This window comes from Mesorhizobium sp. M8A.F.Ca.ET.181.01.1.1 (genome assembly GCF_004792025.1).
Taxonomy (GTDB): domain Bacteria; phylum Pseudomonadota; class Alphaproteobacteria; order Rhizobiales; family Rhizobiaceae; genus Mesorhizobium.
Window position 1 is genome coordinate 187,172 of sequence record NZ_SRTV01000001.1, and the last position, 25,807, is coordinate 212,978.

Consider the following 25,807-nt stretch of genomic DNA (forward strand, 5'->3'; position numbering starts at 1 on the left):
GCCCTTGAAGCTGCCGGTTCGCCGCCGGCCTCAGGCCATGTGGCTGCCATGCGCCCAAATTCGGTCGTTGCCGCGGTAAGGGGCCCTGCCTAGAAGCGGACACTTGCAGCGAGCCACCATACCCAGCGCGCGTGAGATTTGCCGACGGCGAAGCCGCTTCACTGTGTCCGTTTACTAAGATCTATTCCAACAACGCGCAGCTCGTCGACGCCGGGGTAATTGGGTGACAGTTCGAGCCAATAGTCCTGCAGCGCGCGAACGACGCCTTCGAAGTCCACCATCGTGCCGTCGGGCAGCTGCCACCGCTGGCGTTCTTTGCCGCGATTGACGAGCAGGTAGATGCCCCGTGATGATCGGCGATCCCGCAGGTAGTCACCGGACAGCTGATTTTCGAAACGCTCGAACAGCTTTGGACCGGTCCATTTGTCGGCGATCTTCAGCTCCGCTGGCACAGGCGAGGCGATACCGACACCGTGGAAACGAAGGTCGGTACGCTTCTCGTCTGCGAGCTCTTCCTCTTGCGGTATCTGATATCGGCCGGCCGACATACGCTCCAGCTCATGAGCGAAATAGTTGCGCATCACTTCTTCCTGGTCGATGTCCAGAAGAACTCCCGCGACGCTGGTGTCGCCATTCTCCATATCGTCCTTGACGTCGAGCAAGTGGTTTACGGCGAGATCGAATAGCTCCCGATGGTTGCGAGGGGTGCGCTCTTGCTCGTCGTGGAATTCCCGCACCTGCTCGGGCGTCCACGCATCCATGTCGGCGTCTTGCGTGGCGCGTTGCAACGCCCGGTGCGCGATCCATCGGCCGGTATCGGGATCGCTCTCCCCGGCGGCGATGTTCTTCATCGCGATGTAGGCCTCCTTCCCGCTGATCGAGTTCAGTAGGTTGAAAATGGCATCTCTCGAGTTTTGAGCGCGGTCGCGCAGCGTCGGCGAGTAGGCTTCGCCGTTTGCGCGGTCGATGTCTTCGGAGCGGTGGATGTGCTTGTGTAGTAGCCTGTAAAGCTGTTCTAAGAATTGCGGCTCCTTGAACGCCGTTCTTCCCATGGGGAAGTCGCTACGCCGGTCGCCAAATAGATGCGTCGCATAGCTCATGGCGACATCCACGGACTCCCGGTTTTCGGATAGCCCGTCCAGATATGTCGAGAACGCCGGAATGGCTGTGGCGGGCTCTATACCCGTCCAAACCGCGTACCACTGGACGGCATGCTTCGTGTCCGGATCGGTTACCCGTGCCTTCGCCAACGCGAGCACGTCTTCATCGGGCACGCCGGACGCGAGCACAATATGCAGAAGTTTGGAGAGCGTCTCACTATTCGTCGGCTCACGGCGGCGGAGTAGGTCGAAGGTTGCCGGACCGAGCTCCGTCCAGGCCCATTTGCCCGACCATGCAAGATCGGAAATTATGTAGTGCATGCCCCCTTCCGGCTCAGAGGCGATCTCGAACTCCACCTCACGCATTATGAGTTCGGCAAGCGCCCCCTTGTGCTGCGCGAACAGATCGGGGAACCAGTCTGGAAAGCCGTTCAGTTCGTGCGCTGCAAACAGCCAGGCTCGCTTTGCATCTTGCTCAGAGACATTCTTTGCCCAGCCAGGAGTTTCATTAGCCTCAATAGCGAGACCCGTCAGTCCGATGATGGTCGAGGCCGTCGTCGTATTGGCCTCTGTTCCCTCCGAGCGAAGTTTCGGAGAAGCCCTATGCGCATGCAGGATGACACCGTCGCGATAAGCTCTTGCGATGTCCTCACCGAATTCGGGAATGAGCGAGCGCCAGTCGCCAGAGGTCCATTTGCCCTTCTGTTCCGCCTTGTTGCGGGTCTGATGGTGCAAGTACCACTGCGTCCTCGAAATGTCGTTGGGGTCCGGAAATCCCGGATCGCGCAGAGTATCCAGATGCTTGCCGATATTGTCGCGCGACTTTCGCAGGTTGTCCTTCTCACGACGCGCGCGAGCCCTGGACTGCTTCTTCCACTTCTGGTTTTGCCGCGAGAGATCGTCATCACGTTTGGGCGGATGCAAGAATAGCTCGAGGCGCGCGGTCAGTTCCGGGATGCCTGAGACTGCGCTCTTGAGCTGTTTCAGCTTGGCCGCACCGCGCCCTCCCTGAACGTACGCGTCGAGCGCACCCGACAAGGCAACCAGCTTGTCGTCCATCAGGTCGCGTGCAGCAATCTCACCCATGAAATAGTCGAAGTCGCCAGCGGAAAATCGCCAGAAGGCTTCAAAGGAATTTGCCTGCCATATGTAGGTCACGGGGCCGAAGTTCGTGCCTTCGTAATCTTTGCGGGCTCTTGCTACCTCGGCCCAGAAGAGCGTGCGGTTCAGCTCCTGCCAGTCGGGAACCAATTTAGAGAAGTCCGCTTTCAGATCGCGTATGTCGCTGTCAAATCTCTTCGACACCTGCAGCATACCCAGAACGCTTATCGCGATTTCAGACATCGCGGCAGAGTCTCGTTCACTGACGAGCCGCTCCACAGCTGCAGAGGCAGGGTGCAACAGCCATCCGAACCGCATCGAAATCTTGCAGAACCGCGCATCGACAAAAGGCGCGACAGACAAAAGCCGGTGTAGCCCATTAAGGAGCATGGGCAGATTCTCGATCGGCATCTTCTCGGCGACCTTGGCAACGCCGTCCTGAAGATGATCGACCGTGTACTTTGCGACCGCGCCCGTCCTTTCGAGCTCGCGGAGAAGCCAGTCAATCTCTTCCTCGCTTCCCTCAAGCGTGTTGCATAGCTCGTTGAGCCACTCTCTATTCGGAGGGGCGGGTTCACGTGCCATCGCGCCACGTACGTCACGCATATCGGCCTTTGAGCCGACAGCGTTCACCGCCCGAATGGCGGCCATCCGTTGATACGGTCCTGCAGTTGCAAGAAGCGCCTGCGCTTTGGCCTGAGGCAGGGCGTCTTTGATCTCGCCGAGCCAGATCATCCGAAGCAGGAAACTAGCAGCTTCCTGATCTCCTGCGTGCTGCTGCAACAGCCGGCGAATGTCGTCGCTCAGATCAGCATGGGCAAAACGCTGAACTGCGGCGTAGTCGGTGGGCGCTCTCGGCGAGTGTCCCGGCACCAAGTCCCCGACCACTTCGCTCAGAATCTGCTGGCGCGTCGGAAGTGGAAGAGACGGAGGATCGCCACCTTCGAAAAGCACTTCGGGCGCAAGCAGGCGCACCCGCTCGCGAATGCGATCGTCGTACAGTGCGACCCACGGGAGTATCGGCCTCATCAGGGGCACGATCACATCGATCCCGTAGCTCGTCTTGAAGAACATGTCCTCAATGGCACGGCGCGATGCAGGATGCTGGAGCATCTCCCGAAGCCATTCGGCTGTCAGATACTCCCGGACCGTCCGGTGATGGAATCTCACCGCCCCATAAATGGCGGCGTCGAAAATCGGACGCTCAAGCAGCGCTTTTCGCTCCGTTGGCGACCAATCGGAGAGAACCTTATCGACCGCGATGCCATCCAGCCCGTCTTGTCCATCGGGAACTTGAATGGAGGCATTGCGCCCAAGGGTGGCCGCAGCCGCGAGTAGCTTCGCGCCCAGCAAGGCTTTTGCTTCCGTTAGAGGAGCAGCGTCGGCACGTTCCTGATCGCGCTCCTTTAGCCGCCGCTCTACGCCATCTTCCATGATTGTGCGGCGTGTGCCGATCGCACCGCGCTTCAACCACGAGGCGATAAGATCTTCGAGGTCCTGCGGCAAAGCTGCAAAGGACCAAGCGTCCGCTCGCTCAATGGCATCGCCGAAAGCCTTGGTGTCATTCACCCCTCGCGCTGCGGCGAATGTCTCTACCTGCTCGCGCGACAGGCTTTCCAGCGTGACAATTCTAAATGGCGCAGAGGAGTTTGCCTTGTCTTTCCTGGCGCTCGATACGGACGTATCGGTACTAGGCCCATCACCATCGCCGTCGTCTTCCATCAGGCTGTCTATCAGCTCGTCTGCGGATGACACGCCCTCTGGCGAAACGTCGTTCGCTACTTTGGTGACGGGGGTGAACGGCAGGTAGGCCTTGGCACGATCAAGGTCAGTTTTCGGCCGCCATGCCGACATCCGTCCGCTGAGGAACACGTGAGTCCGATCAAGAGCGAGCTTCAGTTTTTCTCCGAGCAGCCGGAGCGCCAATTCGAAATCCTTCGGATGGCGCAGGCGTGCTTCGTCAACGGAATCTAGGAACAGCCAACCTTCCGCGCCTGATGCCAGCCACTGGTCGAACTCGTCTTTGGAGCCAACGTCAAACGCGATCGAGAAATGGTCCGGAATGTTCTCCAGCCGCAAGAAGAACGCGGCCCTACCCTCCGACCGCAACTGCTTGGCAATCGTGCGAAACTCTTCCGTTTTCCCCGAGCCCGCTTCCGACAGGATAACCACTCGATAATCCTGCAGCAGTTCCGCCCATTGAATGCCGTTCGAGACGTAGAAAGCGTTGGACAGATCGGACTCATCGCTCTCGCTGGCGTAGCTGGAGAGCTCCCGAAAGCTCCGGCCCAAGGGTACGTGCTCAAAATCATCAGAAACGGGCATGAGGACGGTCACCCTAAGGGTTCTTAGATTCGCGCAGCACTGTCACGAGCTGATGCATGTCGGTGTAGCGGACTTCGGGCTGAGCGACGATGGTCCGGCCTGGCCGAAGCGCCAGATTTCCACAGTGAGCGAGAGGCCGGATGGGTTGCCATCGCAAACGACATTCTCAACGTCAACCACGACACCATTCGACGGCAAGTTGCCCGGGGAGTGGGTTGCGCCTAACGATCCAGCTTCCGGCCGCTTGAAGTCCGCCCACACCGTACACGGCACTTCAGCCACCGCGTCAGCTTTGCGCCGAAGCTGCCATTGGTTAGAAGCTCGCAAATGACCGGGATGGGGTCGGATGCAGAATGGCAGCTAACCGCTGGGCGATCCCCAGAACCAGACAGTCCGCTGTCGGCCCCATATTGGCGGCCCCATATCTGGACGTCATCACCAAATCTCGCCCACCGCTGACTCCTTTCCCGATCCTCAAACGTCTTAGCTACAGTGAAACACTGGAGCAGGATCCAATGAGCCTCAAGGACAGGAAAATCGTGGTCACCGGCGGCAGCCGGGGGCTTGGCCTCGGCCTGGTCGAAGCGCTGGTCGGGCAAGGCGCCGAGGTGACTGTTGTCGCGCGGGGCGCCGAGGCGCTGGAAGCGGTTGGTGCGCGGCTTGGGGTCGCCACCATTGCGGCCGATGTCACGGACGAGGACGCGGCCTATCGCATTCTGGGCGAGGTGCGCCCAGACATAGTGGTGCTCAACGCCGGTGCGACGCCGCGCATGGGGCGGCTGGACCAGTTGAAGTGGGAGGATTTCTCCGTCGCCTGGGAGACCGACGTCAAGGCCGGGCTCTACTGGCTGCAGGCGGCGCTGAACCTGCCGCTCAAGCCGGGCAGCCGGGTGCTGGTCGGGTCGAGCGGCGCCGCCGTCACCGGATCGCAGATGTCGGGCGGTTATGGTGGGTCCAAGCGGATGCTGTGGTTCATGGCCAAATACGCCAATGGCGTGGCGCAAGAGAAAGGCCTCGGCATACGCTTCCAGGCGATCCTGCCCCGCCAGATGATCCTCGGCACCGGGATCGGCGATGCGGCCGCCGGCGCCTATGCCGGCTCGATCGGCATCACGCCGGAACAATTCGTCGCCCGCTTCGGCGCGCCGATGCCGCCCCGGGCGTTCGGCGACAGGGTCGTCTCGCTGCTGGAGGACCCGGCCTATGCCGAGGGCGTCGTCTTCGGCCTCAGCGGCGACGCGGGCGTGACGATCATGGAGGGCGCTGGTCCTTGAGCGACGGAAAGCCAGCCGTGGAGCGCGACCGGCGGGAGGGGCTGCTTGCCCTTGCCGCCGCCCTGCGGCCGGAACTGCACCGCTATTGCGCCCGCCTGATGGGATCGGTCATCGACGGCGAGGATGTCGTGCAGGACACGTTCGCACGGGCCTTCGTGGCGCTCGACGAGTTGTGCGAGGTGCCGCAGCTGAGGCCCTGGCTGTTCCGGATCGCCCACAACCGCGCGCTCGACCTGTTGCGCAGCCGCGCGATCCGCGTGGCCGAGCCGATCGAGGCGGCGCTCGAAATTGCCGACGAGGCCGACCCGGTGGAGATGCTGATGCGCAGGCAAGCCGTGCAAACCGCCGTGTCGCGCTTCGCGGAGCTTCCTGTGCCGCAACGCAGCGTCGTCATCCTCAGGGATGTGCTCGACGAGCCGCTGGCCGACATCGCCGCCCTGCTTGGCATCACGGTCGATGCGGTGAAGGGGCATCTGGCGCGCGGCCGCGCCCGGCTTCGGCGGATCAACGCGCAGGCCGATCCGCGGCCCGATGCGCGCATCGCCTCCGCCGCTATCGTGCGCTACGTCAACATGTTCAACCAGCGCGACTGGGACGGCTTGCGCGCGCTGCTTGCCGACGATGCGAGGCTCCACCAGTCGATGCACCCGCCGCGCGCGGGCGCCGCCGACGTCGGCATGTTCTTCACGATCTACGCCAAGAGCGACGGCTTGTGGCTCAAGCCGGCATGGGTCGAGGGCCGCGAGGTGATCGCGGTGTTCGAAGACCGGACCGACGCGAAGCCGAATCACTTCATGTGGCTGGAATGGCGCGAAGGCCGGATCAGCTTCATTCGCGACTACCGCTACGTCCGCTACGTTCTCGACGACGCGGACCTGGTGCTGGCAAGGGAAGCCGGAGCTTCCCGTGGTGGCGGCGGGCACTGATAGGCGACAGCAGGTCGCGGGCCGGATCGACGCCTGACGGCGGCGGGCGCGGGCCGCCGCATCGAGGCGAGGCGCCGTGCCTTCACGACGGGATGAGGGTGGAGACCTCGCGGTCGGACGGCCGCTCGCTGGCGGCCAGCCCGGCGGCGACGCCGACGCGGTCGGCGGCGTTGCGGTTCTGGCTCATCTTGCGCTTGCCTTCGAGCCTCACGACCGGCATGCGCAGGCCGACAATGCCGCGAAGCTGCGACTGGATGAAGTCGGGCGGCGCGTCCGACACCGCCCAGCGCGGCGCATCGCGCGCACCCTCATGCAGGTTCGTCAGCCGGGTGACGACCTCCAGCAGCCTGTCCGCATCGTCGAAGAACTCGACCGGCCCGTAGGCATGAACGGCCGCGTAGTTCCAGGTCGGAACGACCTTGCCGGTTTCCTGCTTGGTCGCGTACCAGGACGGCGTCACATAGGCGTCCGGACCCATGAAGATGGCAAGCCCGTCGCCAATCGCAGGAACGCGCCACTGTGGGTTGGCCCTGGCCAGATGGCCATGGATCACGCCGTGCTCGCCCTCCGTATCGTCGAGAAAAAGCGGCAGGGGGGTGGCCAGTGGTCCGTCCGCCGTGGCGGTGACCAGATTTGCCAGCCGTGCGGCGCGGATCGTCGCCATCAGGCTGTCCCTGTCGTCATCGCGGAAGGCGGGCGGGGTATACATGGTCGAACTCCTTGCGTTGCAGCCACAGATGCCAGACAATCTGGCCTGTTGGAATATCCAGTTTCGAAGAGTTGAGGTGGTCCAGTTGAATGCGGACGGAGCCGCGCGCCGCATCGTCGCGGCCATCAAGGAGCAGATCCACGGCGGCGCCTATCAGCCCGGCGACCGTCTGCCGTCGACCCGGGTCTTCGCCGCCGAATGGGGGGCGTCGCGCACGACGGTGACGGCGGCCTACAGCCAGCTCATCGCCGAGGGGTACCTGATCTCGCGTGCCGGGGCGCGCGCTGAAGTGGCGCACGGGCTGGGGGCCACGGTGGCGCCAAAACCCGCCATGGCGGCCGCGCCCCGTCACCTCTCGGCCTTCGCGCAACGCCTGCTCGGCCTGCCGGTGCCAGCCCTGGCGCAGCCGGCGCGGGTCGCGGATTTCCGCTATGGCGACCTGTCGGGCGCCGACTTTCCGGTGCTGGCCTGGCGGCGCGCGATGAACAGGGCCAGCGTGCGGCGCGGCGCGCGGCTGGCCTATGGCGATCCGCAGGGATCGGCCGATCTGCGCGCCGCGCTGCAAGGCTATCTCTGGCGGGCGCGCGGCATCTCCTGCACGCCGGACCGGATCGTGATCGTCAACGGCTCCCAGCAAGGGCTCGATCTCTGCGCCCGGCTGCTGCTCGATACGGGCGACCGCTTCGTCATCGAAAACCCCGGCTACCTGCTTGCCCGCCAGGCCTTCGCGGCGGCGGGCGGCGTCGCCACGCCCATTGCCGTCGACGGCGACGGGCTGAGGACGGACGCGCTGCCGCCGGCGCGGCTCGCCTATGTGACGCCCTCGCACCAGTTTCCGCTCGGCGGCGTCCTGTCGGCGACGCGCCGGCGCGCGCTGCTGGCCTGGGCGGCGCGGGAAGCCGCCTATGTCGTCGAGGACGATTACGACGGCGAATACCGCTACGACGTCGCCCCCATCCCGCCGCTGCGGACGCTGGACGCGGATATGGTCATCTATGCCGGCACGCTGTCCAAAACCCTGTCGCCGACGCTGCGGCTCGGCTATCTCGTCGTTCCCGCCGGTCTGCGCCAGGCGTTCAGCGCGGCCAAGCGCCTGACGGACCGGCACTCGCCGCTGCTGGAGCAGGACGCGCTGGCTGACATGCTGGCCAGCGGCGCCTATGAGCGCCACGTGCGCGCCATCCGCAGGAAGAACGCCGAGCGAAGGGCGCTGCTGCTGCGGGCGCTGGCGGACAAGCTCGGCCAATCGGTCACCATCGAGGGCGCCGACACCGGGCTGCACCTGGTCATCTGGGTGAACGGTGTGGGCGCCGATCGCGTTGCCTCGATCGTCACGGCCGCGCAGGCCGCCGGGATCGGCCTCCATCCGGTGACGCCGCTCTACGACCCGGCTGGGCCACAGCCGGCCACGGCGGGGTTCATCCTCGGCTATGCCGGGCTCCACGTGGATGCCTTGCGGCAGGGCGTGGCGGTGCTGGCGGCGGTGCTGGCCGGGTTCCGCTGAAATCAGCCGAGAAGGTTGCGCGCCGTGCGCATGAAGATCTTCGAGCCGATCGGAATCAGGTCGTCGGGAAAGTCATAGTCGGGATTGTGCAGGGCGGGGTGGCGTTCGCCGGCGCCGAGAAAGAACATCGCCGAGGAGGCGCTGTGGCCGAACAGGCCGAAATCTTCCGAGGCGCGCATCGGCAGGGCTTCCTCGCCATGCGTGACGCTCTCTTCGTCGAGGGCGCGCCGCAGATGCTCGACCGCGTCGGGCGCGTTGACGCTGGCGACGAAGATCTCGTGATAGTCCCAACTGGCGGAGAGGCGGTGCCGGCCGGCAATCTCCTTGACCAGCGTTTCGGCGGCGGCGCAGAGGTCCGCCATGCGCTCGTCGCGGCGGGTGCGCAGCGTCGCCCAGACCTCGGCATGGGCAGGCGCGATGCCGAACACGGCTTCGCCCATCCGCGCATGGGTGACGGTGACCATGGAGAAGTCGTCGTCGGCAAAGGTCGCGCGGCCGAGCGCGGGCAGAGCCGGCATCAGTTCCGAGATCGCCGGCATGGGCGAGGTTCCGGTCTCGGGCATGGAGGAGTGCGCGGTCTTGCCTTCCAGCACGATGCGCATGCCGCGCGAGGCGCAGTTGACCACGCCGGGCTTGAGCCTGACCTCGCCGAACGGCACGCCGGGCAGATTGTGCAGCGAGAAGGCGAAATCCGGCGCGATCTCGCCGAAGCGGGGATCGGCGACGACGCCGGCCGCGCCATTGCCGGTTTCCTCCGCCGGCTGGAACATCAGCACGACACGGCCGCTGGCCGGCCGCTCGCGGCCGAACTGGCGGCCAAGCGCTGCCAGGATCGCGGTGTGTCCATCATGGCCGCACATATGAGATTTTCCAGGCACTTGCGAGGCATGCGGCACGCCCGACAGTTCCTCGATCGGCAGCGCGTCGAGTTCGGAACGAAACAGGACGGTCGGTCCGTTTTTGCCGCTGTCGTAGACGGCCGCGACGCCGTGCCCGCCCAGCTCGGTCAGCACCTTGTCCGGCCCGGTGTCGGCGAGGAAGGCGACGACCGCTTCAGCCGTCTTCTCCTCCTCGTTCGAGATTTCCGGCTGCCGGTGCAGCTTGCGCCGCCACTCGGTCAGTTCGACAATATCGCGATTGGTCAGGGTCATGGTTTTCGCGCCTCCGCAGCATTCCCGTGCTAGCGATAAACGGCCGTGCCGGCCACGGTCCAACTTCCGGGCTTTGGCGGGCCAGAAACCTTCGCACCCGTTATTTCACGCGGTTGGGGCAGAGCGCCTTGAACGGGTCCAGCGTGTAGTCTTAACCGGAAGCTCCTCCCTTTGGCCGGGAGGATCGGCGCCCGACAAGGCGCGGTCAAGACCCGTTGCACCGGCGCATCTTGCGATCTGGCCCAATCGCCTTGGCCTACGAACCGGATGGTCATTATGAGACGATTGTTTATAACGGTCGCTGAAATCGCCACACCAAGGGGAGACGATGCGCTACATACGTCCGCTTTCAATCGAAGACGCCGTCGGCCAACTGGCCGGATCGGCCGGCCCGGCCGCCATCCTTGCCGGAGGCAGTGACCTCCTGGTGAGGATGAAGGGCGGCTTTGTCGAACCCGAACTGATCATCGACATCAAGTCGATCGCCGGCTTGCGCGACATCAGGGAAACCGCCGAGGGCTTCAGCATCGGTGCCGCCGTGCCTTGCGCCGTGCTGGGCGAGAACGCCGCGCTGAAGAAAGCATGGCCAGGCGTCGTCGAGGCGGCCAAGCTGATCGGCTCCAAGCAGGTGCAGGGACGCTGCACGATCGTTGGCAATCTGTGCAACGCCTCGCCGGCGGCCGACAGCGTGCCGGCGCTGGTGGCGGCGGGCGCCAGGGCGGTGGTCGTCGGCCCGTCGGGCAAGCGCACCATTGCCGTCGAGACCGTGCCGACCGCGCCGGGCCGGACATCGCTCGCCAAGGGCGAGATCATCGAGGCGATCCTGCTCGGCAGCCAAGCGCCGCGCTCGGCCGACGCTTATCTGCGGTTCATTCCGCGCACCGAGATGGACATCGCCGTGGTCAGCGCCGGCGTCAACCTGACGCTGGACGAGGCGGGCGTCGTGACTGCGGCCCGCGTGGCGATCGGCGCCGCCGCGCCGACCGTGCTTCTGGTGGAAGAAGGGGCCGAGGCCCTGATCGGCCGCAAGCTCGACGAAGCAGCGCTGGAGCGGCTGGCCAAGGTCTGCGCCGGGGCCTGCCGCCCCATCGACGACAAGCGCGGCACAATAGAATTCAGGCGCAAGGTTGCGGGCGTGCTGGCCAGCAGAGCCGCACAGACCGCCTATGCACGTGCAGGAGGCAAATGATGGCTGGCGTAGCGGTTTCAACCACGATCAACGGCGACACGATTGAATATCTCTGCCAGCCCGACGAGACGCTGCTCGACGTGCTGCGCGACCGGCTCGGGCTGACCGGCGCCAAGGAAGGCTGCGGCACGGGCGACTGCGGCGCCTGCAGCGTCATCCTCGACGACCGGCTGGTGTGTTCGTGCCTGGTTCTGGGCGCGGAAGCGGAAGGCCGCCGCATCGAGACCGTGGAGGGCATGGCGCATGGCGACAAGCTGCACCCGCTGCAGCAGAAGTTTTTGGAGCATGCCGCACTGCAATGCGGCATCTGCACGCCCGGCTTCCTGATCGCGGCCAAGGACCTCCTGGCCAAGAACCCCGACCCGACCGAGGAGGAAATCCGCTTCGGCCTGGCCGGCAATCTCTGCCGCTGCACCGGCTATGACAAGATCGTGCGCGCCGTCCAGGACGCGGCAATCGTGATGAAGGGAGCCTGAGATGAATTTCGATCCGCGTTTTTCGGGGCGTAAATTCGCTTCCGTCGGCACGCGCCCGATCCGTCCCGACGGTGTCGACAAGGTGACCGGCCGCGCCCGCTACGGCGCCGACTTCAACATGGCCGGCCAGCTGGTCGGCCGCGTGCTGCGCAGCCCGCACGCGCATGCCAAGATCAGGAAGATAGACACCTCGAAAGCGGAAGCGCTTGCGGGCGTGAAAGCGGTGATTACGGCGAAAGACCTGCCTGATCTCACCGATGGCGATGCCGCCATGTACGACATCCTCGACAATTGCATGGCGCGCACCAAGGCGCTCTATGACGGCCACGCGGTGGCGGCTGTCGCCGCCATCGATGCCCACACGGCCAGGCAGGCGCTGAAGCTGATCGAGGTCGACTATGAGGTGCTGCCGCATGTCACCGACGTCGACGAGGCGATGCAGCACCACGCCCCGCTGATCAACGACACGGTCTTCACCGAGGGGCTGGAGGAAAAGCCGGTCAAGCCGTCAAACGTCACCAAGCGCTCGCAGTTCGGCCATGGCGACGTCCATCAGGGTTTCGGCCACGCCGATTTCATCGTCGAGCGCTCGTTCAAGACCGAGCAGACGCACCAGGGCTATATCGAGCCCCATGCCTGCGTGGCCAATGTCAGCTCCGACGGCACGGCGGACCTGTGGGTCTGCACGCAGGGCCATTTCGTCTACCGCCAGCACTGCGCGCAACTGCTCGGCATGGAAGCCTCGAAGCTGCGCGTCACCTCCTCGGAGATCGGCGGCGGCTTCGGCGGCAAGACCCATGTCTGGGCCGAGCCGGTGGCGCTTGCCCTGTCGCGCAAGGCAGGCCGCCCGGTGAAGCTGGTGATGACGCGCGACGAGGTGTTCCGCGCGTCGGGGCCGACCAGCGCCACCTCGATCGACGTCAAGATCGGCGCCCGCAAGGACGGCACCATCACGGCCGCCGAAGCCACGCTGCGCTATTCCGCCGGCCCCTATGCCGGTTCATGGGCCGAGATCGGCGCCATGACGGCGTTCGCCTGCTATCGTCTGGATAACGTCAAGACCGTCGGCTACGAAGTGCTGGTCAACCGGCCGAAGACCGCAGCCTACCGCGCGCCCTCGGCGCCGATGGCGGCCTTCGCGGTGGAAAGCGCGGTCGACGAGCTCGCCAAGGAGCTCGGCATGGATCCGGTCGAGTTCCGCATCAAGAACGCCGCCCAGGAAGGCACGCGCTCGTCCTACGGGCCGGTCTACGGCCCGATCGGCATCGGCCCGACGCTGGAAGCGGTGAAGGCCCATGCGCACATGAAGGCGCCGCTGAAGAAGAACCAGGGGCGCGGCATGGCTTGCGGCTTCTGGTTCAATTTCGGCGGCCAGACCTGCGTGGATTTGAACATCGGCATGGACGGCTCGGTGTCGCTCGCCGTGGGTACGGTGGACGTGGGTGGTTCCCGCGCATCGCTGTCGCTGGTGGCGGCGGAGGAACTGGGCATCGACTATGCCCAGCTCAAGGCGGTGGTCGCCGACACGTCGAGCCTCGGCTACAACGACATGACCGACGGCAGCCGCGGCACCTTCTCGTCCTCGATGGCGACGATCTCGGCCGCCCGCAACGCGATCAAGATCCTGCGCGAGCGCGCCGCGCAGATGTGGGATATTTCCGTCGACGACGTCGCCTGGGAACAGGGCCACGCGGTCGCCAAGGGCGAGAAGCACGGCAATCTCGGCAAGCTGTCGCTGAAGGAGATCGCGGCCAAGTCGGGCACCACCGGCGGGCCGATCGCCGGCCACAGCGAGCTCGTCGCCGACGGCGCCGGCGTCTCCTTCGCCACCCATATATGCGACGTCGAGGTCGACCCCGAGACGGGCGCGACCAGGGTGATCCGCTACACGGTGGTGCAGGATGCCGGCAAGGCGGTGCACCCGACCTATGTCGAGGGCCAGTACCAGGGCGGCGCCGCGCAAGGCATCGGCTGGGCGCTCAACGAGGAGTATATTTACGGTAAGGACGGGCGGCTGCAGAACGCCGGCTTCCTCGACTACCGCATCCCGGTCTGCTCCGACCTGCCGATGATCGACACGCAGATCCTAGAAATCCCCAACCCCAACCACCCCTATGGCGTGCGCGGCGTCGGCGAAACCTCGATCGTGCCGCCGCTGGCGGCGATCGCCAACGCGGTGTCGAACGCCGCCGGCGTGCGCATGACCCATATCCCGATGTCGCCGCCAAGGATTCTCGCGGCGATCGAGGCGGAGCGGGAAGGGTAAGGCGAGGCATTCGCTGATGGTCGAAGTGACGCTCTGGGGCGCGCTGAGCCAGCTTGCCGGGGGGCAGAGCAAGGTCGAGGTCGAGGCCAAGGACATCAGGGAGCTGTTCAGGAAACTGGCTGAACAGTATCCCGGGTTCGAGCCGTGGATCGATCGGGGGATCGCCGTGGCGATCGACGGGGTGATTTATCGGGATACTTGGGGGAAGAAGCTGCCGCCGGGGGCGGAGATTTTTCTGCTGCCGAGGTTGGCTGGGGGGTGAGGGGGCAGGCGTCTTGCTGTCAACGCTTGGTATCAGGGTCTCGAATGTCTTGGTAGCGGCCGCAATCACATGGTCAGGTTTGGCGGGTTGGGGTCTGGTGAACTGACTTTTGGGAGAACCACCAACCTGGTTAGCCGCTGGTAAGAATTCCAAAACCACCAATCTAATGGCATCTCATTGAAAACTGCCGTCTATTAGTAAACTGTATAACTACCAGTTTTCATCGCCTCTTGAGATTTAAGCGTATCTCGTCACCCAGAAACCAACCACCTCCCTCGCTCCATGAAGAGATAATTCTGCGAGTCTCAAGCCATCGGGCCAACGCACGATTTTCATCTGATCTTGGCAATCTTGGAGTGTGATATCCTGTCGTGATGTCAGAGAACGGATCTGGAAGCGCCGCAAGCACTTCGCGCGCTTCGTCGACCGTCATAGTCGAGTGAAACTTGTTGAACAGGGAAATCTGCGTCTCAACCGGTCTTGAATTCAGGATAAGTGACTGCGCTTTAGCCGCATCAATGCCAGATATACGAACGTTGGTGCGGTCAAGAATCGGGCCTATGAGTGCCGCTCGTCTGGGCAGTTGCGTTAGCGTATTCAAATCGATCAAGTCGATTATCGCGCGCTTATCCCCATCTGTTATGTTGGCTTGAAGGAGCCCCTCTCGGAAGACGTCGTCGAGACCGAATATTCCAGGATCGGTTAGATAAGCCTCGATGTTTTCTGCCACGAAAAGGACCGGCAAGTCTGTATTGATGTCTAAGCTTTCAAGCGCCTCCTTTGAAAAGGTGATCTTGCGCTCCTCTATGAGGACAGTAAGCTTCGAAGAATCGACGATTTTGGGAAAATTCTTGAACTTATTTGGCAACGCTCGGACATATTCTCGGTAACTTTCATCGCTCAGTGCATTCGCGTTAACAAGGAATTGGCGCAGCGGCAGTGTCTCGGGACCGTTACGCAGATTGTGCTTCAGAATTACGGCGCGCACATCTTTCCGATCAAGATAGGCCACCATGATTTCCGCCGCGAAGCCACTGCCTCCCATGAACGAGATACAATTGTCCCATGTCGGCGCGATACGTCGCAGCTCAAATACCGTGGCGTGCAATTTCTCCGGAACACCTTCCAGCGCTGGCAGGAGAGCCGTCTGCCGACCGAGAAATTCGCGAAGATTATCGTCGTCAAGTCCCTCACGACCCAGGAGATCGGTTATGGCTGCCGCATCTTCTTCAGAATTGTCGGGGAGCTCAAGGAGCACGTCGCGAAGATAGATATCAAGATCGCGTTCGACCCTGGTGATCAAGACAGGATCTGTAAGCGAACGCAGCGTAGTGTAATTGCGCTCGCGCAACGCCATGAGATTGTCCTGGCCCATAACCTCGCGATAGATGTGTTCCACATTGGCAATCGAGAGTTCAAAAAGGCCCCGTTTTACCATGAAGCGCACGATGCCGGTGAACTTCCCTATTGCCGGAAGGTCTCGAATTTCGAAGCCAATGCGCTCGAGGCGTTCGGGTGCCAAGTCAGGTGCAAGTGCCAGAATTTCAGGGAGTTTCGCCGCGACAAAATCAGGGAACTGGTCGCCATCGCGTGCTAGTGTTTCTAGCGCCCGTTCCGGCAGGTTGGTTACCAACTGAGTGATATGGGAAAGATTGCGCTTGCTGGCAATTGCCGTCGGGACGAACTGCCTCCATTCGTCAGCCAGGCGGGAAAGCAACTTGGGGACGGCGCGTCCCGTGGCGTAGTAGGCCTCTAAGAAATCTTCGCAGCCTTCGAACTGGGACGCGATGTACTCGAAAGCCTTACGAGTCTGATCGCTGTAGCGGGTCGCCTCGTTTAGAAGGCAGTCAACCAATTTGACGTTAAGAATATAGCTTTGCCCGAAGTCCGCTTCGCGCATTGCTGCGATGACCTCATTCGGGTTGTCAATCTGAAAGTCGGGGTCGGGAGTAAAGAACGCCCGTATCTGGATCAGAAACTTATTGTCATTGGGCGACAGCCGACCAGAATGGAACAGTGACGTATATTGATAATACGTATCGTCGAGATGGCCCTCTAGAATCAAGAAGCGAGCCAGCTCGCCCTTCTCGCCGAAGCCGTCGAAAAGATCAGTCACACGGTCGGCGCTTGAACGCACGAGTTCTTTGAACTTGGATGTTCGAAGTGTCGCGACCCTCGCTCTAAGCTCGCGAATCCGTTGCACGCTCTCGCTCTTGTTGGCCTCAGATTTGCTTTCAATTTCCGCCTTGCGCTGAAAGTAGGTTTTCTCGCTATCCACTTCGTTCTGCAAGGCGGAGATATCGATCCGCTGCCGGTTATAGGCATCGCGGCAGCTAATATGTGGAACTGCGATTAACTGTTCAAACGCGTCGTGCCCAACAAGCGAGTTAAGTGCGATCCAGGACTGCCCGTCGAGACTGATGCTATTGACGTTCGCGGGAAGCATCTGAACGAGCGTCATTGCGTAGATTTGGCGCAATTCTTTCAGGTCAGAAGGTGTCTGCCTTTCGGCAACGTCAATCTTTCGTTCGATTTCCGCGATCTCTGCCTTACAGGCCACCTCCTCGTGGGCAACGAGTTCATCGTGGCGGCCCAGAATGTCAGCGAGATTGCCTTCGCCCCGGTGCAGTTGTTCGAAATCCCTGGGGTAGACGTTCTTATATATCAGGATCGCAAGAAGCTTGTTCGCGTCGAGAGTATTTTCGTCGTCGGTCTCCAAATTGGCGACGTAGATGGCGTATTCATTGAAGATATTCTGAATAAGTCTCAGGTCGTCTAGATACCGTGAGACCTCTCGAAGGAACTGTCGCTGAAGACGACCGTCGATCTCAAGCCTCTTTCCCTGCTCCAGCACCATATCAATCGAGTTCGAAGCGTTTATGATGGGAATAACAGGAATGACGAATTCGAAGAACTTGGTCCGGTCTGTATTAACAAATACGTCATCGCGCAGGGCGTAAAGAAATCGAATAGTTCGCCTGACTCCTGCGTTCGCATTCACCAAGCCGTTGATTTCACGCAACGTAACGAATATTTCTGCATCTTCGAATCGGTCCAGATCCTCAATTATTACGAGATCATATTCGGTTGACTGAAAGAAGTAGATAATTTCATCCAAATGACGGTTAAGTATCGAGTCGAGATTGTCTGATGCTGGCCTTATTTCTATGTCTTTTAGAGAGATGCTTTTGAGCGACAGCCCAAAGCTGGCGACATAAAAGTTGTGCAGGGCAACCCACAAAAAAAGCAACGAAAATCCGAATATTGTGAAATTAGACCAATTGCTGAATTCGAGTGGATCGAAAAAGGTGCCGCTGATTATCGCTTCCCGCTTTGTGAATACGTACCAACTCGAAAGTAAGCCGAACATGATGTATAGCGATTTGAAGATCGACAGGACGCCAGGGGATTGAATTCGCTTAAAGCGCGACAGTGGAAGTTTGTTGGCATCTGCACCATACAGCATTTGCTGCAGTATGCTTCTTTCAATCTCCTGCCGGCTCACTTTGAGACTTGGAGTGCTAGCTTCTTTGTCGCCTGGGCTGGCCTCTTTCACGAACGCTGCGAGAGATATGTGAAGTGCAGGTCTTCGGTATCTTTTCAGGAACGATTGGATGATGCTGCTTTTTCCTGAACCATAAGGCCCCGTCAGCGCTATATTGTTCACCTTCGGGTCTGTCGTCGCGAAGAGCAAAGCTTCGGAATATACACCGTCCTTGTCAGCTTGGTCGGTCGGTGCAAGGTTTACAAATTTTGCTTTTGTGACGGCGGGTCGACCAATACCTTCTAAGAAGGCACCGAAAATAGTGAACCAGCCACCCAGCCAATTTGTTAATGTTGGAATTAGTTCGCCCATAATAACCTAAATATCACTGATCCAAGCGACAAATATCACTGAGGAGCCGGAAAACACCTACTTTTCATCATCAAGAACTCCGCATTTGTGAATCGATCAGCAGAGTCCCGCCGCCCGCAATTATAGCGGGAAGTAGCCATAGGCAAATAGTCTCGATGATTGGCAGCTTTCGGGCGCTCACGGTATCAGCCGCAACGACCGAGATGAGGCGCATTGCCGTCCGGCAGCTTTCGCCGGAAGACGGCCCTCCGATTCTGGCATAGAAGGCAAGGGAGGAGCCGGCCGTCGAATTGTTGAAGCTTTGTCGTCGCCTATGGGTTATCCCATACCGGACCATTCGACACGGAGTTGCGACCAATTGAGCGTAGCCTTTGCCAAGGAGGAAAGTGCGGAGGCGGCGTCGGAGACCATCCTGCCGGCTCGACCCATCTCCGATCGGATCAACCTCGTCACCGGGGCGGGTTTCAGGATGTTGCATGATGAATTGGCGCGCGCCCGGCAGGCGCTGGAGGCGGCCAGCGTGCTGGAGGATGTCAACGAGAGGCGGCGGCAGTCGGCGGTTCCGGTTCGCGATGTCACCTATTATGCCGAACGCGTCCGCACCGCCCAGCTCATGCCGGTGCCGACGTCCCATGACGTGATCGCGTTCGGGCACACCGTTACTTTCGCGCGTGATGATGGCCGCACCCAGACCTTCCGCATCGTCGGTGAGGATGAGGCCAACCCGGCGCAAGCTTCCATATCGCATGGTTCGCCGGTCGCGATCGCGCTGATCGGCAAGGCCGTTGGCGATGTTGTCCAGCTGGGCCCGCGCGAACTCGAGATCCTGTCCATTTCCTAGCAGACCACCCCCGCCGCCTGCGCCCGCATATATACCAACCCCGCCACCGCCAGATCCCCCACCGCCAACCCCCGAAAAACAAACGCCGTGGTCTCGCCCGCGTCCTCCCGCCCCGGAAAATCGCCGCACACCAAACCCGTCAGGTCACCCACAACCAGTCCGGGATCAACCATCGGCTTGGGCATCTGCTTCTCCTGCTCCAGATCATCCACGACAATGCGATCAAAGCGGCGCATCGTCTCGGGTAGCCAGGGCAGGGCCTGGTCGGTCATCACGGTGAAGCTGCCCGGCTTCAGCCAGTTCGCGTCGAGGAACGGTTCCGGTTTGGGCACCAGGGTCACCGTCGTCACCACCATGTCGGCGCCTTCGATCGCGGCCTTTGCCGTGTCGCAGGGGATTGCTTGCAGCCCGCGCGAGCGCGCCATCTGGCATAGTGCGTCGCGGTTGGCGGTGCCGCGGCCGAAGGCGCGGATTTCGCGCAGGGGGAAGAGGTCGGCGAAGGCCTCTAAATGTCCACGCGCCTGCACGCCGCAGCCGATGAAGGCCAGGGATGACGCGTCGCTTCTCGCCATGCGCCTGGCGGCGACGGCGCTCAAGGCGGCCGTGCGTTTCTCGGTCACCCAATTGCCGTCGACCAGGGCAAGCGGCAGGCCGGTTTCGGCGTCGAGCAGCGTGATCAGCGAGTTGAGCGTGGGCAGTCCGCGCCCGGCGTTGCGCGGATTGACGACCAGCGACTTGGTGGCCAGCACCGGCGGCGTGGATGCAACGCCGAGCGTCGCCATGATGTAGCGGTCGTCGCCCGGCAGCACGACCGCCTTCGGCGCGCACCAGACTTCGCCCCGCCTCTGGCCTGATATCTGGCGTTCGATCTCGTCGACCATGTCGACTGTCGAGATCGACAGGCGGTCGAGCAGCGCCGATGACAGATAGGGCAAGGTTTCGGCGGCCAAAGGTTGTTTGTTCATCCTGTCATTCCCCATGGGATCCTCAAACCGCCGCCGCGCGAGAGCGCCCTCATCGCGGGTCTGGACGCCCTCTCACGCTTCCAGCGTCGGCTCCGTATTCACCTCCAGCGCCTCTTCCGCCTCATCCTCTTCCCCCAGCACCTCGCCATGCACGCCCAATGCCTTTCCGATCCAGATCGGGTCGATCAGATGGTCGCGCTTGGGGTTGGTGGTGTTGGGGTGGATGAGGATGCTGAGGCCGCCATGGTTCAGCATGAGCCAGGGCACCAGCGTGGCGAAGATTTCGGTGGCGAAGGAGACCTGGTACATGGCCTGTTCGTGCGGGCCGACCGGCTCGTCGCGCCAGCTGCCCAGGCGCACGCGAAAACGTTCGGCGATGCGCTGGCGCAGCCATTCGGCGTATTGGCGCTGGGCGGCGTCGCCGTAATAGATATGGGCGTGGTAGCTGGCGATCTCGGCGAGTTGTCTCGGGCTGGGCGGTTGCCCGGCCGGCGTTGAACTGGCTTTGCTCATCTCGATGCTCCCTTCGCCCGTGTCGTGCCCCGGCACAACTCTAGCCGAAGCACGGGCGGCTTGTCTTCAGCCGTGATCAGCCGGCGGCTTTCCAGCAGGCGACGACATGGCCGGACTCGACCTCGCTTCCGGATGAGGCGGAAGAAGCGCTGGAACCCAACACCGAGCCGTCCCTGCCGGCGTAGACCGGCGTCGGTTCCACGCTGCCTCGCCAAGGCATTGCGTGATGCCGTCGGGTGCGCTTCTATCCCTGCCGCGCCATTGGGGGGTGATCATTTGTCTGCTGGGAATCAAACGTCCACCGGTCACGAAGCAAGCGAGGCCGGCTGGCTCGATCTTCATTTCGAATCGTCGCGGCCCGAATACGAGGCGGCCTTGCTCGACGCCGGTATCCGCCCGGGCTGGCGCGTGCTCGACGCCGGATGCGGCAGCGGCGGTTTCCTGCCGCTCATCGCCAGGGCCGTCGGCCCATCCGGCTTCATCGCCGCGCTCGACCTCGCGCCTGAAAACATCGGCCGGGTCGAGGCGCTGGCGGGCACGCTGCCCGAGCCGCCGGAAATCGCCACTGAAGTCGGCAGCATCCTGTCGCTGCCATTCGCCGACGCATCGTTCGATTGCGTCTGGTCCGGCAATGTCATGCAGTATCTGACGCCGGCCGAGTTCGAGCTTGCCGTCGGCGAGGCCAGGCGCGTGCTTAAGCCGGGCGGCATCTTCGCCGTCAAGGATTTCGATTCGACCATCCTGCAGATCCTGCCCATGGACCGGACCCTGCTGGCGCGCTTCATGGCCGCCAGGCTGCAGGGGTTTCGCGACCGGGGCGTGCTCGGCACCGATTGCGGTTCGACGCTTCCGGCGCGTCTGCGGCAGGCGGGCCTGGAGGTCGTCAGCCGCAAGGGCTGGCTGGTCGAGCGCTGGGCTCCCGCGCCTCGCTTCACGCGCGACTATGTTCGCGACCTGCTGGCCTATTTTGCCAGCGTCGCGCCGGGCTACGCCCTGCCTGATGCGGACCAGCTCTATTGGCGGGAGCTGAAGCAGCGGCCGGATCGCCTGCTCGACGATCCCGATTTCTGCTACCGCGAGTTCTTCGTCATGGCGGTCTGCCGGATTTAGCGCTCGGCTGCTCAAGCCGCCGATGCACCGGCTTTATCTCGGCGAACCTCAGCCGGCGCGTTTCCAGCAGGCGATGACATGGCCTGCTTCAACTTCCCGCGCGACAGGTTCGGCCTTGCGGCAGGCGTCTTCCGCCAGCGGGCAGCGGCCGGCGAAGGCACAGCCGGCAAAGCTGGCATCGAGGGCAGCATCGGGGCCGGCTTCGATGGCGGCTTCCGCCATGGTCCGCCCCTCATTGGAAGACGCCGCCAGCAGCATCTGCGTGTAGGGGTGGTTGGGGCCGGCGAAAATCTGGTCGGAGGAACCGGTCTCGACCAGGCGGCCGCGATAGAGCACGCCGATGCGGTCGGCCATATAGCGCACGACCCGGAGGTCATGGCTGATGAAGAGATAGGCGGTGTCTTTCGTCTTCTGCAGATCGTTGAGCAGGTTGAGCACGGTCGCCTGCACCGAGACGTCGAGCGCCGAGGTCGGCTCGTCGAGCACCACCAGCCTCGGCAGGCCGGCGAAGGCGCGGGCGATCGCCGTGCGCTGGCGCTGGCCGCCCGACAGCGTGCCGGGCTTCTGCTCCGCCGTGGCGCGGGCAAGGCGCACGGAGGCCAGCAGGTCGCCGACGCGCTGCGGTACGGCGCGGCGCGGCAGGCCGGCCAGGCGGCGCAGCGGCCGGCCGAGGATGCGGCCGATGCGCTGGCGCGGATTGAGCGTGCGGTCGGGCGACTGGAACACCATCTGCACGTCGCGCCGCTCGGCCGGCTGGCGCCGCTCGACCAGCGGCGCCACGGTGCGGCCGAACAGTTCGACCGTGCCCGCCGTCGGCGGCTGCAAGCCGGTGACGATGCGAGCCAGCGTCGACTTGCCGGAACCGGATTCGCCGATCAGCCCGAACGTCTCGCCGGCGGCGATGTCGAGGTCGATGCCGTGCAGCACGGGCTGGCCGCCGAAGGACTGTCTTATGCCGCGGCAGGAGACGGCGATCTCGCGCGGCCGGGCGGGGAGGCTATCGGTGGCCCGCGGGGGCGAGGCGAGGTCGATGGGGCTCGCATCCTCGGCCAGCCTGCCGTCGCGCTTGGTGCGGGTCAGCGTCGGGATCGCCGCGACCAGCGCCCTGGTATAGGCGTGGCGCGGATTGTCGAACACCTCTTCGGCGACACCCGTCTCGACGATCGCGCCGGACTGCATCACCGAGACGCGGTCGCAGGAGCGCCTGATGAGGTTGATGTCGTGGCTGATCAGCAGGATCGAGGTGCGGTGATCGCGGCGCAGATCGTCGAGGATGGCGATGATCTCGGACTGGACGCTGGCGTCGAGCGCCGTGGTCGGCTCGTCCATCACCAGCAGCGCCGGATCGAGCGCAATCGCGATGGCGATGTTGGCGCGCTGCTGCATGCCGCCCGACAGTTCGTGCGGATAAAGTTTTAGCACGCGCTCCGGGTTGGCGACGCGGACGCGGCCGAGCAGCTGCGCCGCGCGCGCCTGCGCGTCGTCATGATGCATCGGGCGGTGGCGCAGGATCGTCTCGGTGATCTGGCCGCCAATGGTCATGCTCGGGTTCAGCGCCGAACCCGGATGCTGGTAGACGGCGGCGATGCGGTCGCCGCGCAGCCGGCGGAGCTCGACGGCCGAGAGGTCGCGGATCTCGCGGTTCTCGAAGGCGAGTTGCGCGGCCTCGACGCGGGCGTGTTTGGGCAGATAGCGCAGCACGGCCAGCGCCACCGAGCTCTTGCCCGAACCGGATTCGCCGACCAGCCCGAGCGCTTCGCCCGGGCCGATCTCGAGCGATATGTCGTCGACCGCACGATGGATGCGCCGGGCGCCCCGGTAGGAAACCGAGAGGCGCTCGACGCTCAGAACCGAAGACGACGATGAAGAGGACATGCCCGAAACCACTTTCTGTCCGCGCGGCGATCGGGGGCAATCGCTTCCGCTTTCACATAGAACAATCTCTATAAAATTACTCGAATTAAGCCCGGGCGCAATCTAACTTTTATCGACTGGAAGGTTTTCAGGGCACGGCCGCACGCCGCCGCGCCTGACGATTTCCGCATGGACAGGGAAGGCTACCGGCATGTCGCACATGATCCTCAGCGCGTTCTTCTTCAACCCGCAGGGCGACCACCGCATGGCCTGGCGCCACCCCCGCGCGCCGGGGCGCGAGGTGCTCGACTTCGACTATTACCGCGAGCTGGTGCAGGCGGCGGAACGGGCCACGATCGACACCATCTTCGTCGCCGACCACGTGTCGATCTGGGACTCGGTCAAGAGCGGCGTCGCGCACTACGCCAATGCGCGGCTGGAACCGCTGACGCTGCTGTCGGCGCTGGCCGGCGTCACCAAGCATATCGGCCTGATCACCACGGCATCGAGCTCCTACAGCGAGCCCTACAATGTGGCGCGGCTGTTCGCTTCGCTCGACCACATCTCCAAGGGCAGGGCGTCGTGGAACGTCGTCACCTCGGCGATGGACGAGGAGGCGCGCAATTTCGGCCGCGACGGCAATATCGAGCACGCCTTCCGCTATGAGCGCGCCGGCGAATTCCTCGATATCGTCAAGGCGCTGTGGGACAGCTGGGAGGACGAGGCGCTCCTCATCGACAAGGAGACGGGCTATTTCGCCGACCCCGACAAGGTCCACCCGATCGACCACAAGGGCAAACATTTCAAGGTGCGCGGGCCGCTCAACGTGTCGCGGCCGCCGCAGGGCCATCCGCTGATCGTGCAGGCCGGCTCGTCCGAGGACGGCAAGAATTTCGCCACCGCCCAGGCCGACGTGCATTTCGCCATCTTCTCCACGCGCGAAGACGGCATCAAATACCGGCAGGACATCAACGAGCGGCTGGCCCGCCACGGCAGGCGGCCGGAAAGCTTCAAGATACTGCCCGGCATCCTGCCGATCGTTGCCGCCTCCGAGGCAGAGGGCCGCGACAAGCAGGAATACCTGCAGACGCTGCTGCCCGACCAGGTCGGCATCGACCTTTTGTCGAGCTGGAGCGGCATTGACCTCTCCGTCTACCCGCCTGATGGCCCGCTGCCGCCCTTGCCGGACGAGAGCACCTTCAATGGCGGGCGCACCTCGCTCAACCGCGTCAAGCAATGGTCGAAGCAGAACCTCAGCCTGCGCGACATCGCCCGCAAGCTCGCCAACAGCGGCTCGGTGCCGACGGTGGCCGGCACGCCCAGGCAGATCGCCGACCAGCTCGAAGACTGGTACGTCGCCGGCGCCTGCGACGGCTTCAACCTGATGTTCCCCCTGCTGCCCGAGGATTGGGTGAATTTCGCCGAACAGGTGGTGCCGGAACTGCAGCGGCGCGGCCTGGTGCCGACCGAATACGCGCCCGGCACGCTGCGCGACCGTTTCGGCCTTGCCCGCCCCGCCAACCGTTTCGCCGAGCAGCGCGCCGATCAGCGCGCCGTGTCCTGAGAGGAAAAGCCATGACCGCCGCGCCGAACCTCCAGCCCCGCGAAGCCACTGCTCCGCGTCTCGTCAATGTGCTGCACAGCCCCAAGCGTGTGCGTGTGAAATTCGGCGGCCGCACCATCGCCGACAGCCGCAACGTGCTGGTGCTGCGCTCCAACCATTTCCTGCCGATCTATTTCTTCCCGCCGTCCGCGGTCGATCCTTCGGTGCTGAAACCGTCGCTGCATCGCGAGCCGCACGCGGTCGGCGGCGAGACCGCCTATTGGGACATCGACAGCGGCGACAAGCGCGCCGCCAACGCGGCCTGGTCATTCACGGCGCCGCCGGACGAAAACCTGGCGCCGCTCGCCGGCCGCATTGCCTTCACCTGGAAATCGGTCGACCAGTGGTTCGAGGAAGAGGAAGAAGTCTTCGTCCACGCCCGCGATCCCTATGCCCGCATCGACGTGCTGCAGAGTTCCAGCCATGTCGAGGTCTGGTTCGACGGCGAGATCATCGCCGACAGCCATCGTCCGGTGCTGCTGTTCGAGACCCATTTGCCGACGCGTTTCTACCTTCCTCCGGAGGATATCCGGCTGGAGCGGCTGACGGCGTCCAGTTCGACGACGCGATGTCCCTACAAGGGCATCGCCTCCTACTGGTCGGGCCTGCTCGGGGATGGTTCGGTTCGTCCCGACATCGCCTGGAGCTATCGCGAGCCGATCGACGAGGTCGCGAAAATCAAGGGCCTGATCGCCTTCTATCCGCAGGGGGTCGACCGCATCCATCTCGACGGCCAGCCCGCCTGACGCTCCCTTTCAAAGCCATTCAAATCAAGAGAGGAA

General features: G+C 63.2%; 18 protein-coding genes. 11 read left to right on the forward strand and 7 right to left on the reverse strand.

What is annotated here, in order from left to right; all coding sequences use genetic code 11:
• Positions 1-158 precede the first annotated feature (158 nt).
• A complete protein-coding gene (locus EN824_RS00885) occupies positions 159-4,538 on the reverse strand; it encodes a hypothetical protein (RefSeq protein WP_135931695.1) in 4,380 nt (1,459 codons plus the stop codon).
• A gap of 503 nt (positions 4,539-5,041) precedes the next feature.
• On the opposite strand from EN824_RS00885, the gene EN824_RS00890 reads away from it, so the two are divergent.
• A complete protein-coding gene (locus tag EN824_RS00890; RefSeq protein WP_135916416.1) occupies positions 5,042-5,800 on the forward strand; it encodes an SDR family oxidoreductase in 759 nt (252 codons plus the stop codon).
• Positions 5,797-6,726, forward strand: coding sequence for a sigma-70 family RNA polymerase sigma factor (locus tag EN824_RS00895; RefSeq protein ID WP_135931696.1), 930 nt, complete (start codon positions 5,797-5,799; stop codon positions 6,724-6,726). The genes EN824_RS00890 and EN824_RS00895 overlap by 4 nt, the downstream gene beginning before the upstream one ends.
• 82 nt (positions 6,727-6,808) lie before the next feature.
• Here the strand turns inward: EN824_RS00895 and EN824_RS00900 are convergent, their stop codons facing one another.
• A complete protein-coding gene (locus EN824_RS00900) occupies positions 6,809-7,435 on the reverse strand; it encodes an FMN-binding negative transcriptional regulator (protein WP_135931697.1) in 627 nt (208 codons plus the stop codon).
• Positions 7,436-7,520: 85 nt separating this feature from the next.
• Here EN824_RS00900 and EN824_RS00905 point away from each other — a divergent pair, with 85 nt between their 5' ends.
• The gene (locus EN824_RS00905) at positions 7,521-8,939 is read left to right on the forward strand and encodes a PLP-dependent aminotransferase family protein (protein WP_245520925.1); all 1,419 of its coding nucleotides are present in this window, start codon (positions 7,521-7,523) and stop codon (positions 8,937-8,939) included.
• Between the two features lie 2 nt (positions 8,940-8,941).
• Here the strand turns inward: EN824_RS00905 and EN824_RS00910 are convergent, their stop codons facing one another.
• Complete coding sequence (locus EN824_RS00910; RefSeq protein WP_135931698.1) at positions 8,942-10,090, reverse strand: amidohydrolase; 1,149 nt, start codon at positions 10,088-10,090, stop codon at positions 8,942-8,944.
• A gap of 328 nt (positions 10,091-10,418) precedes the next feature.
• Between EN824_RS00910 and EN824_RS00915 the strand changes: the two genes are divergently transcribed.
• The 4 genes from EN824_RS00915 to EN824_RS00930 are packed head-to-tail and all read left to right on the forward strand — an operon-like array spanning position 10,419 to position 14,283.
• Complete coding sequence (locus EN824_RS00915; RefSeq protein WP_135931699.1) at positions 10,419-11,279, forward strand: xanthine dehydrogenase family protein subunit M; 861 nt, start codon at positions 10,419-10,421, stop codon at positions 11,277-11,279.
• Positions 11,279-11,755 (forward strand): (2Fe-2S)-binding protein, encoded by a 477-nt coding sequence (locus tag EN824_RS00920; RefSeq protein WP_127277000.1) that lies wholly within the window; start codon positions 11,279-11,281, stop codon positions 11,753-11,755. Before EN824_RS00915 ends, EN824_RS00920 begins: the two co-directional genes overlap by 1 nt.
• 1 nt (position 11,756) lies before the next feature.
• Entirely contained in the window at positions 11,757-14,021 is a 2,265-nt protein-coding gene (locus tag EN824_RS00925; protein ID WP_135931700.1) for a xanthine dehydrogenase family protein molybdopterin-binding subunit, read from the forward strand.
• A gap of 16 nt (positions 14,022-14,037) precedes the next feature.
• Positions 14,038-14,283 (forward strand): MoaD/ThiS family protein, encoded by a 246-nt coding sequence (locus EN824_RS00930; protein WP_135931701.1) that lies wholly within the window; start codon positions 14,038-14,040, stop codon positions 14,281-14,283.
• Positions 14,284-14,503: 220 nt separating this feature from the next.
• Here EN824_RS00930 and EN824_RS00935 read toward each other — a convergent pair whose 3' ends face one another.
• The gene (locus EN824_RS00935) at positions 14,504-18,139 is read right to left on the reverse strand and encodes an ATP-binding protein (RefSeq protein WP_135931702.1); all 3,636 of its coding nucleotides are present in this window, start codon (positions 18,137-18,139) and stop codon (positions 14,504-14,506) included.
• Between the two features lie 358 nt (positions 18,140-18,497).
• Here EN824_RS00935 and greA point away from each other — a divergent pair, with 358 nt between their 5' ends.
• Positions 18,498-18,980, forward strand: coding sequence for a transcription elongation factor GreA (greA, locus tag EN824_RS00940; protein WP_135931703.1), 483 nt, complete (start codon positions 18,498-18,500; stop codon positions 18,978-18,980).
• Here greA and EN824_RS00945 read toward each other — a convergent pair.
• On the reverse strand, positions 18,977-19,945 hold the full coding sequence (locus EN824_RS00945) for an ornithine cyclodeaminase family protein (protein WP_135931704.1): 969 nt from the start codon (positions 19,943-19,945) through the stop codon (positions 18,977-18,979). The genes greA and EN824_RS00945 overlap by 4 nt on opposite strands.
• A 72-nt stretch (positions 19,946-20,017) precedes the next feature.
• Positions 20,018-20,458: a DOPA 4,5-dioxygenase family protein gene (locus EN824_RS00950; RefSeq protein ID WP_135931705.1), complete on the reverse strand. Its 441-nt coding sequence runs from the start codon at positions 20,456-20,458 to the stop codon at positions 20,018-20,020.
• 276 nt (positions 20,459-20,734) lie between these two features.
• Between EN824_RS00950 and EN824_RS00955 the strand changes: the two genes are divergently transcribed.
• Complete coding sequence (locus tag EN824_RS00955; protein WP_245520926.1) at positions 20,735-21,568, forward strand: methyltransferase domain-containing protein; 834 nt, start codon at positions 20,735-20,737, stop codon at positions 21,566-21,568.
• A 48-nt stretch (positions 21,569-21,616) separates the two neighbouring features.
• Here EN824_RS00955 and EN824_RS00960 read toward each other — a convergent pair whose 3' ends face one another.
• Positions 21,617-23,443: an ABC transporter ATP-binding protein gene (locus EN824_RS00960; protein WP_135931706.1), complete on the reverse strand. Its 1,827-nt coding sequence runs from the start codon at positions 23,441-23,443 to the stop codon at positions 21,617-21,619.
• Between the two features lie 190 nt (positions 23,444-23,633).
• Between EN824_RS00960 and EN824_RS00965 the strand changes: the two genes are divergently transcribed.
• Together EN824_RS00965 and EN824_RS00970 are read left to right on the forward strand one after the other, a co-directional pair.
• Positions 23,634-24,986: an LLM class flavin-dependent oxidoreductase gene (locus EN824_RS00965; RefSeq protein ID WP_135931707.1), complete on the forward strand. Its 1,353-nt coding sequence runs from the start codon at positions 23,634-23,636 to the stop codon at positions 24,984-24,986.
• Positions 24,987-24,997: 11 nt separating this feature from the next.
• On the forward strand, positions 24,998-25,771 hold the full coding sequence (locus EN824_RS00970) for a DUF427 domain-containing protein (protein WP_135931708.1): 774 nt from the start codon (positions 24,998-25,000) through the stop codon (positions 25,769-25,771).
• The last annotated feature ends 36 nt before the right edge of the window (positions 25,772-25,807 follow it).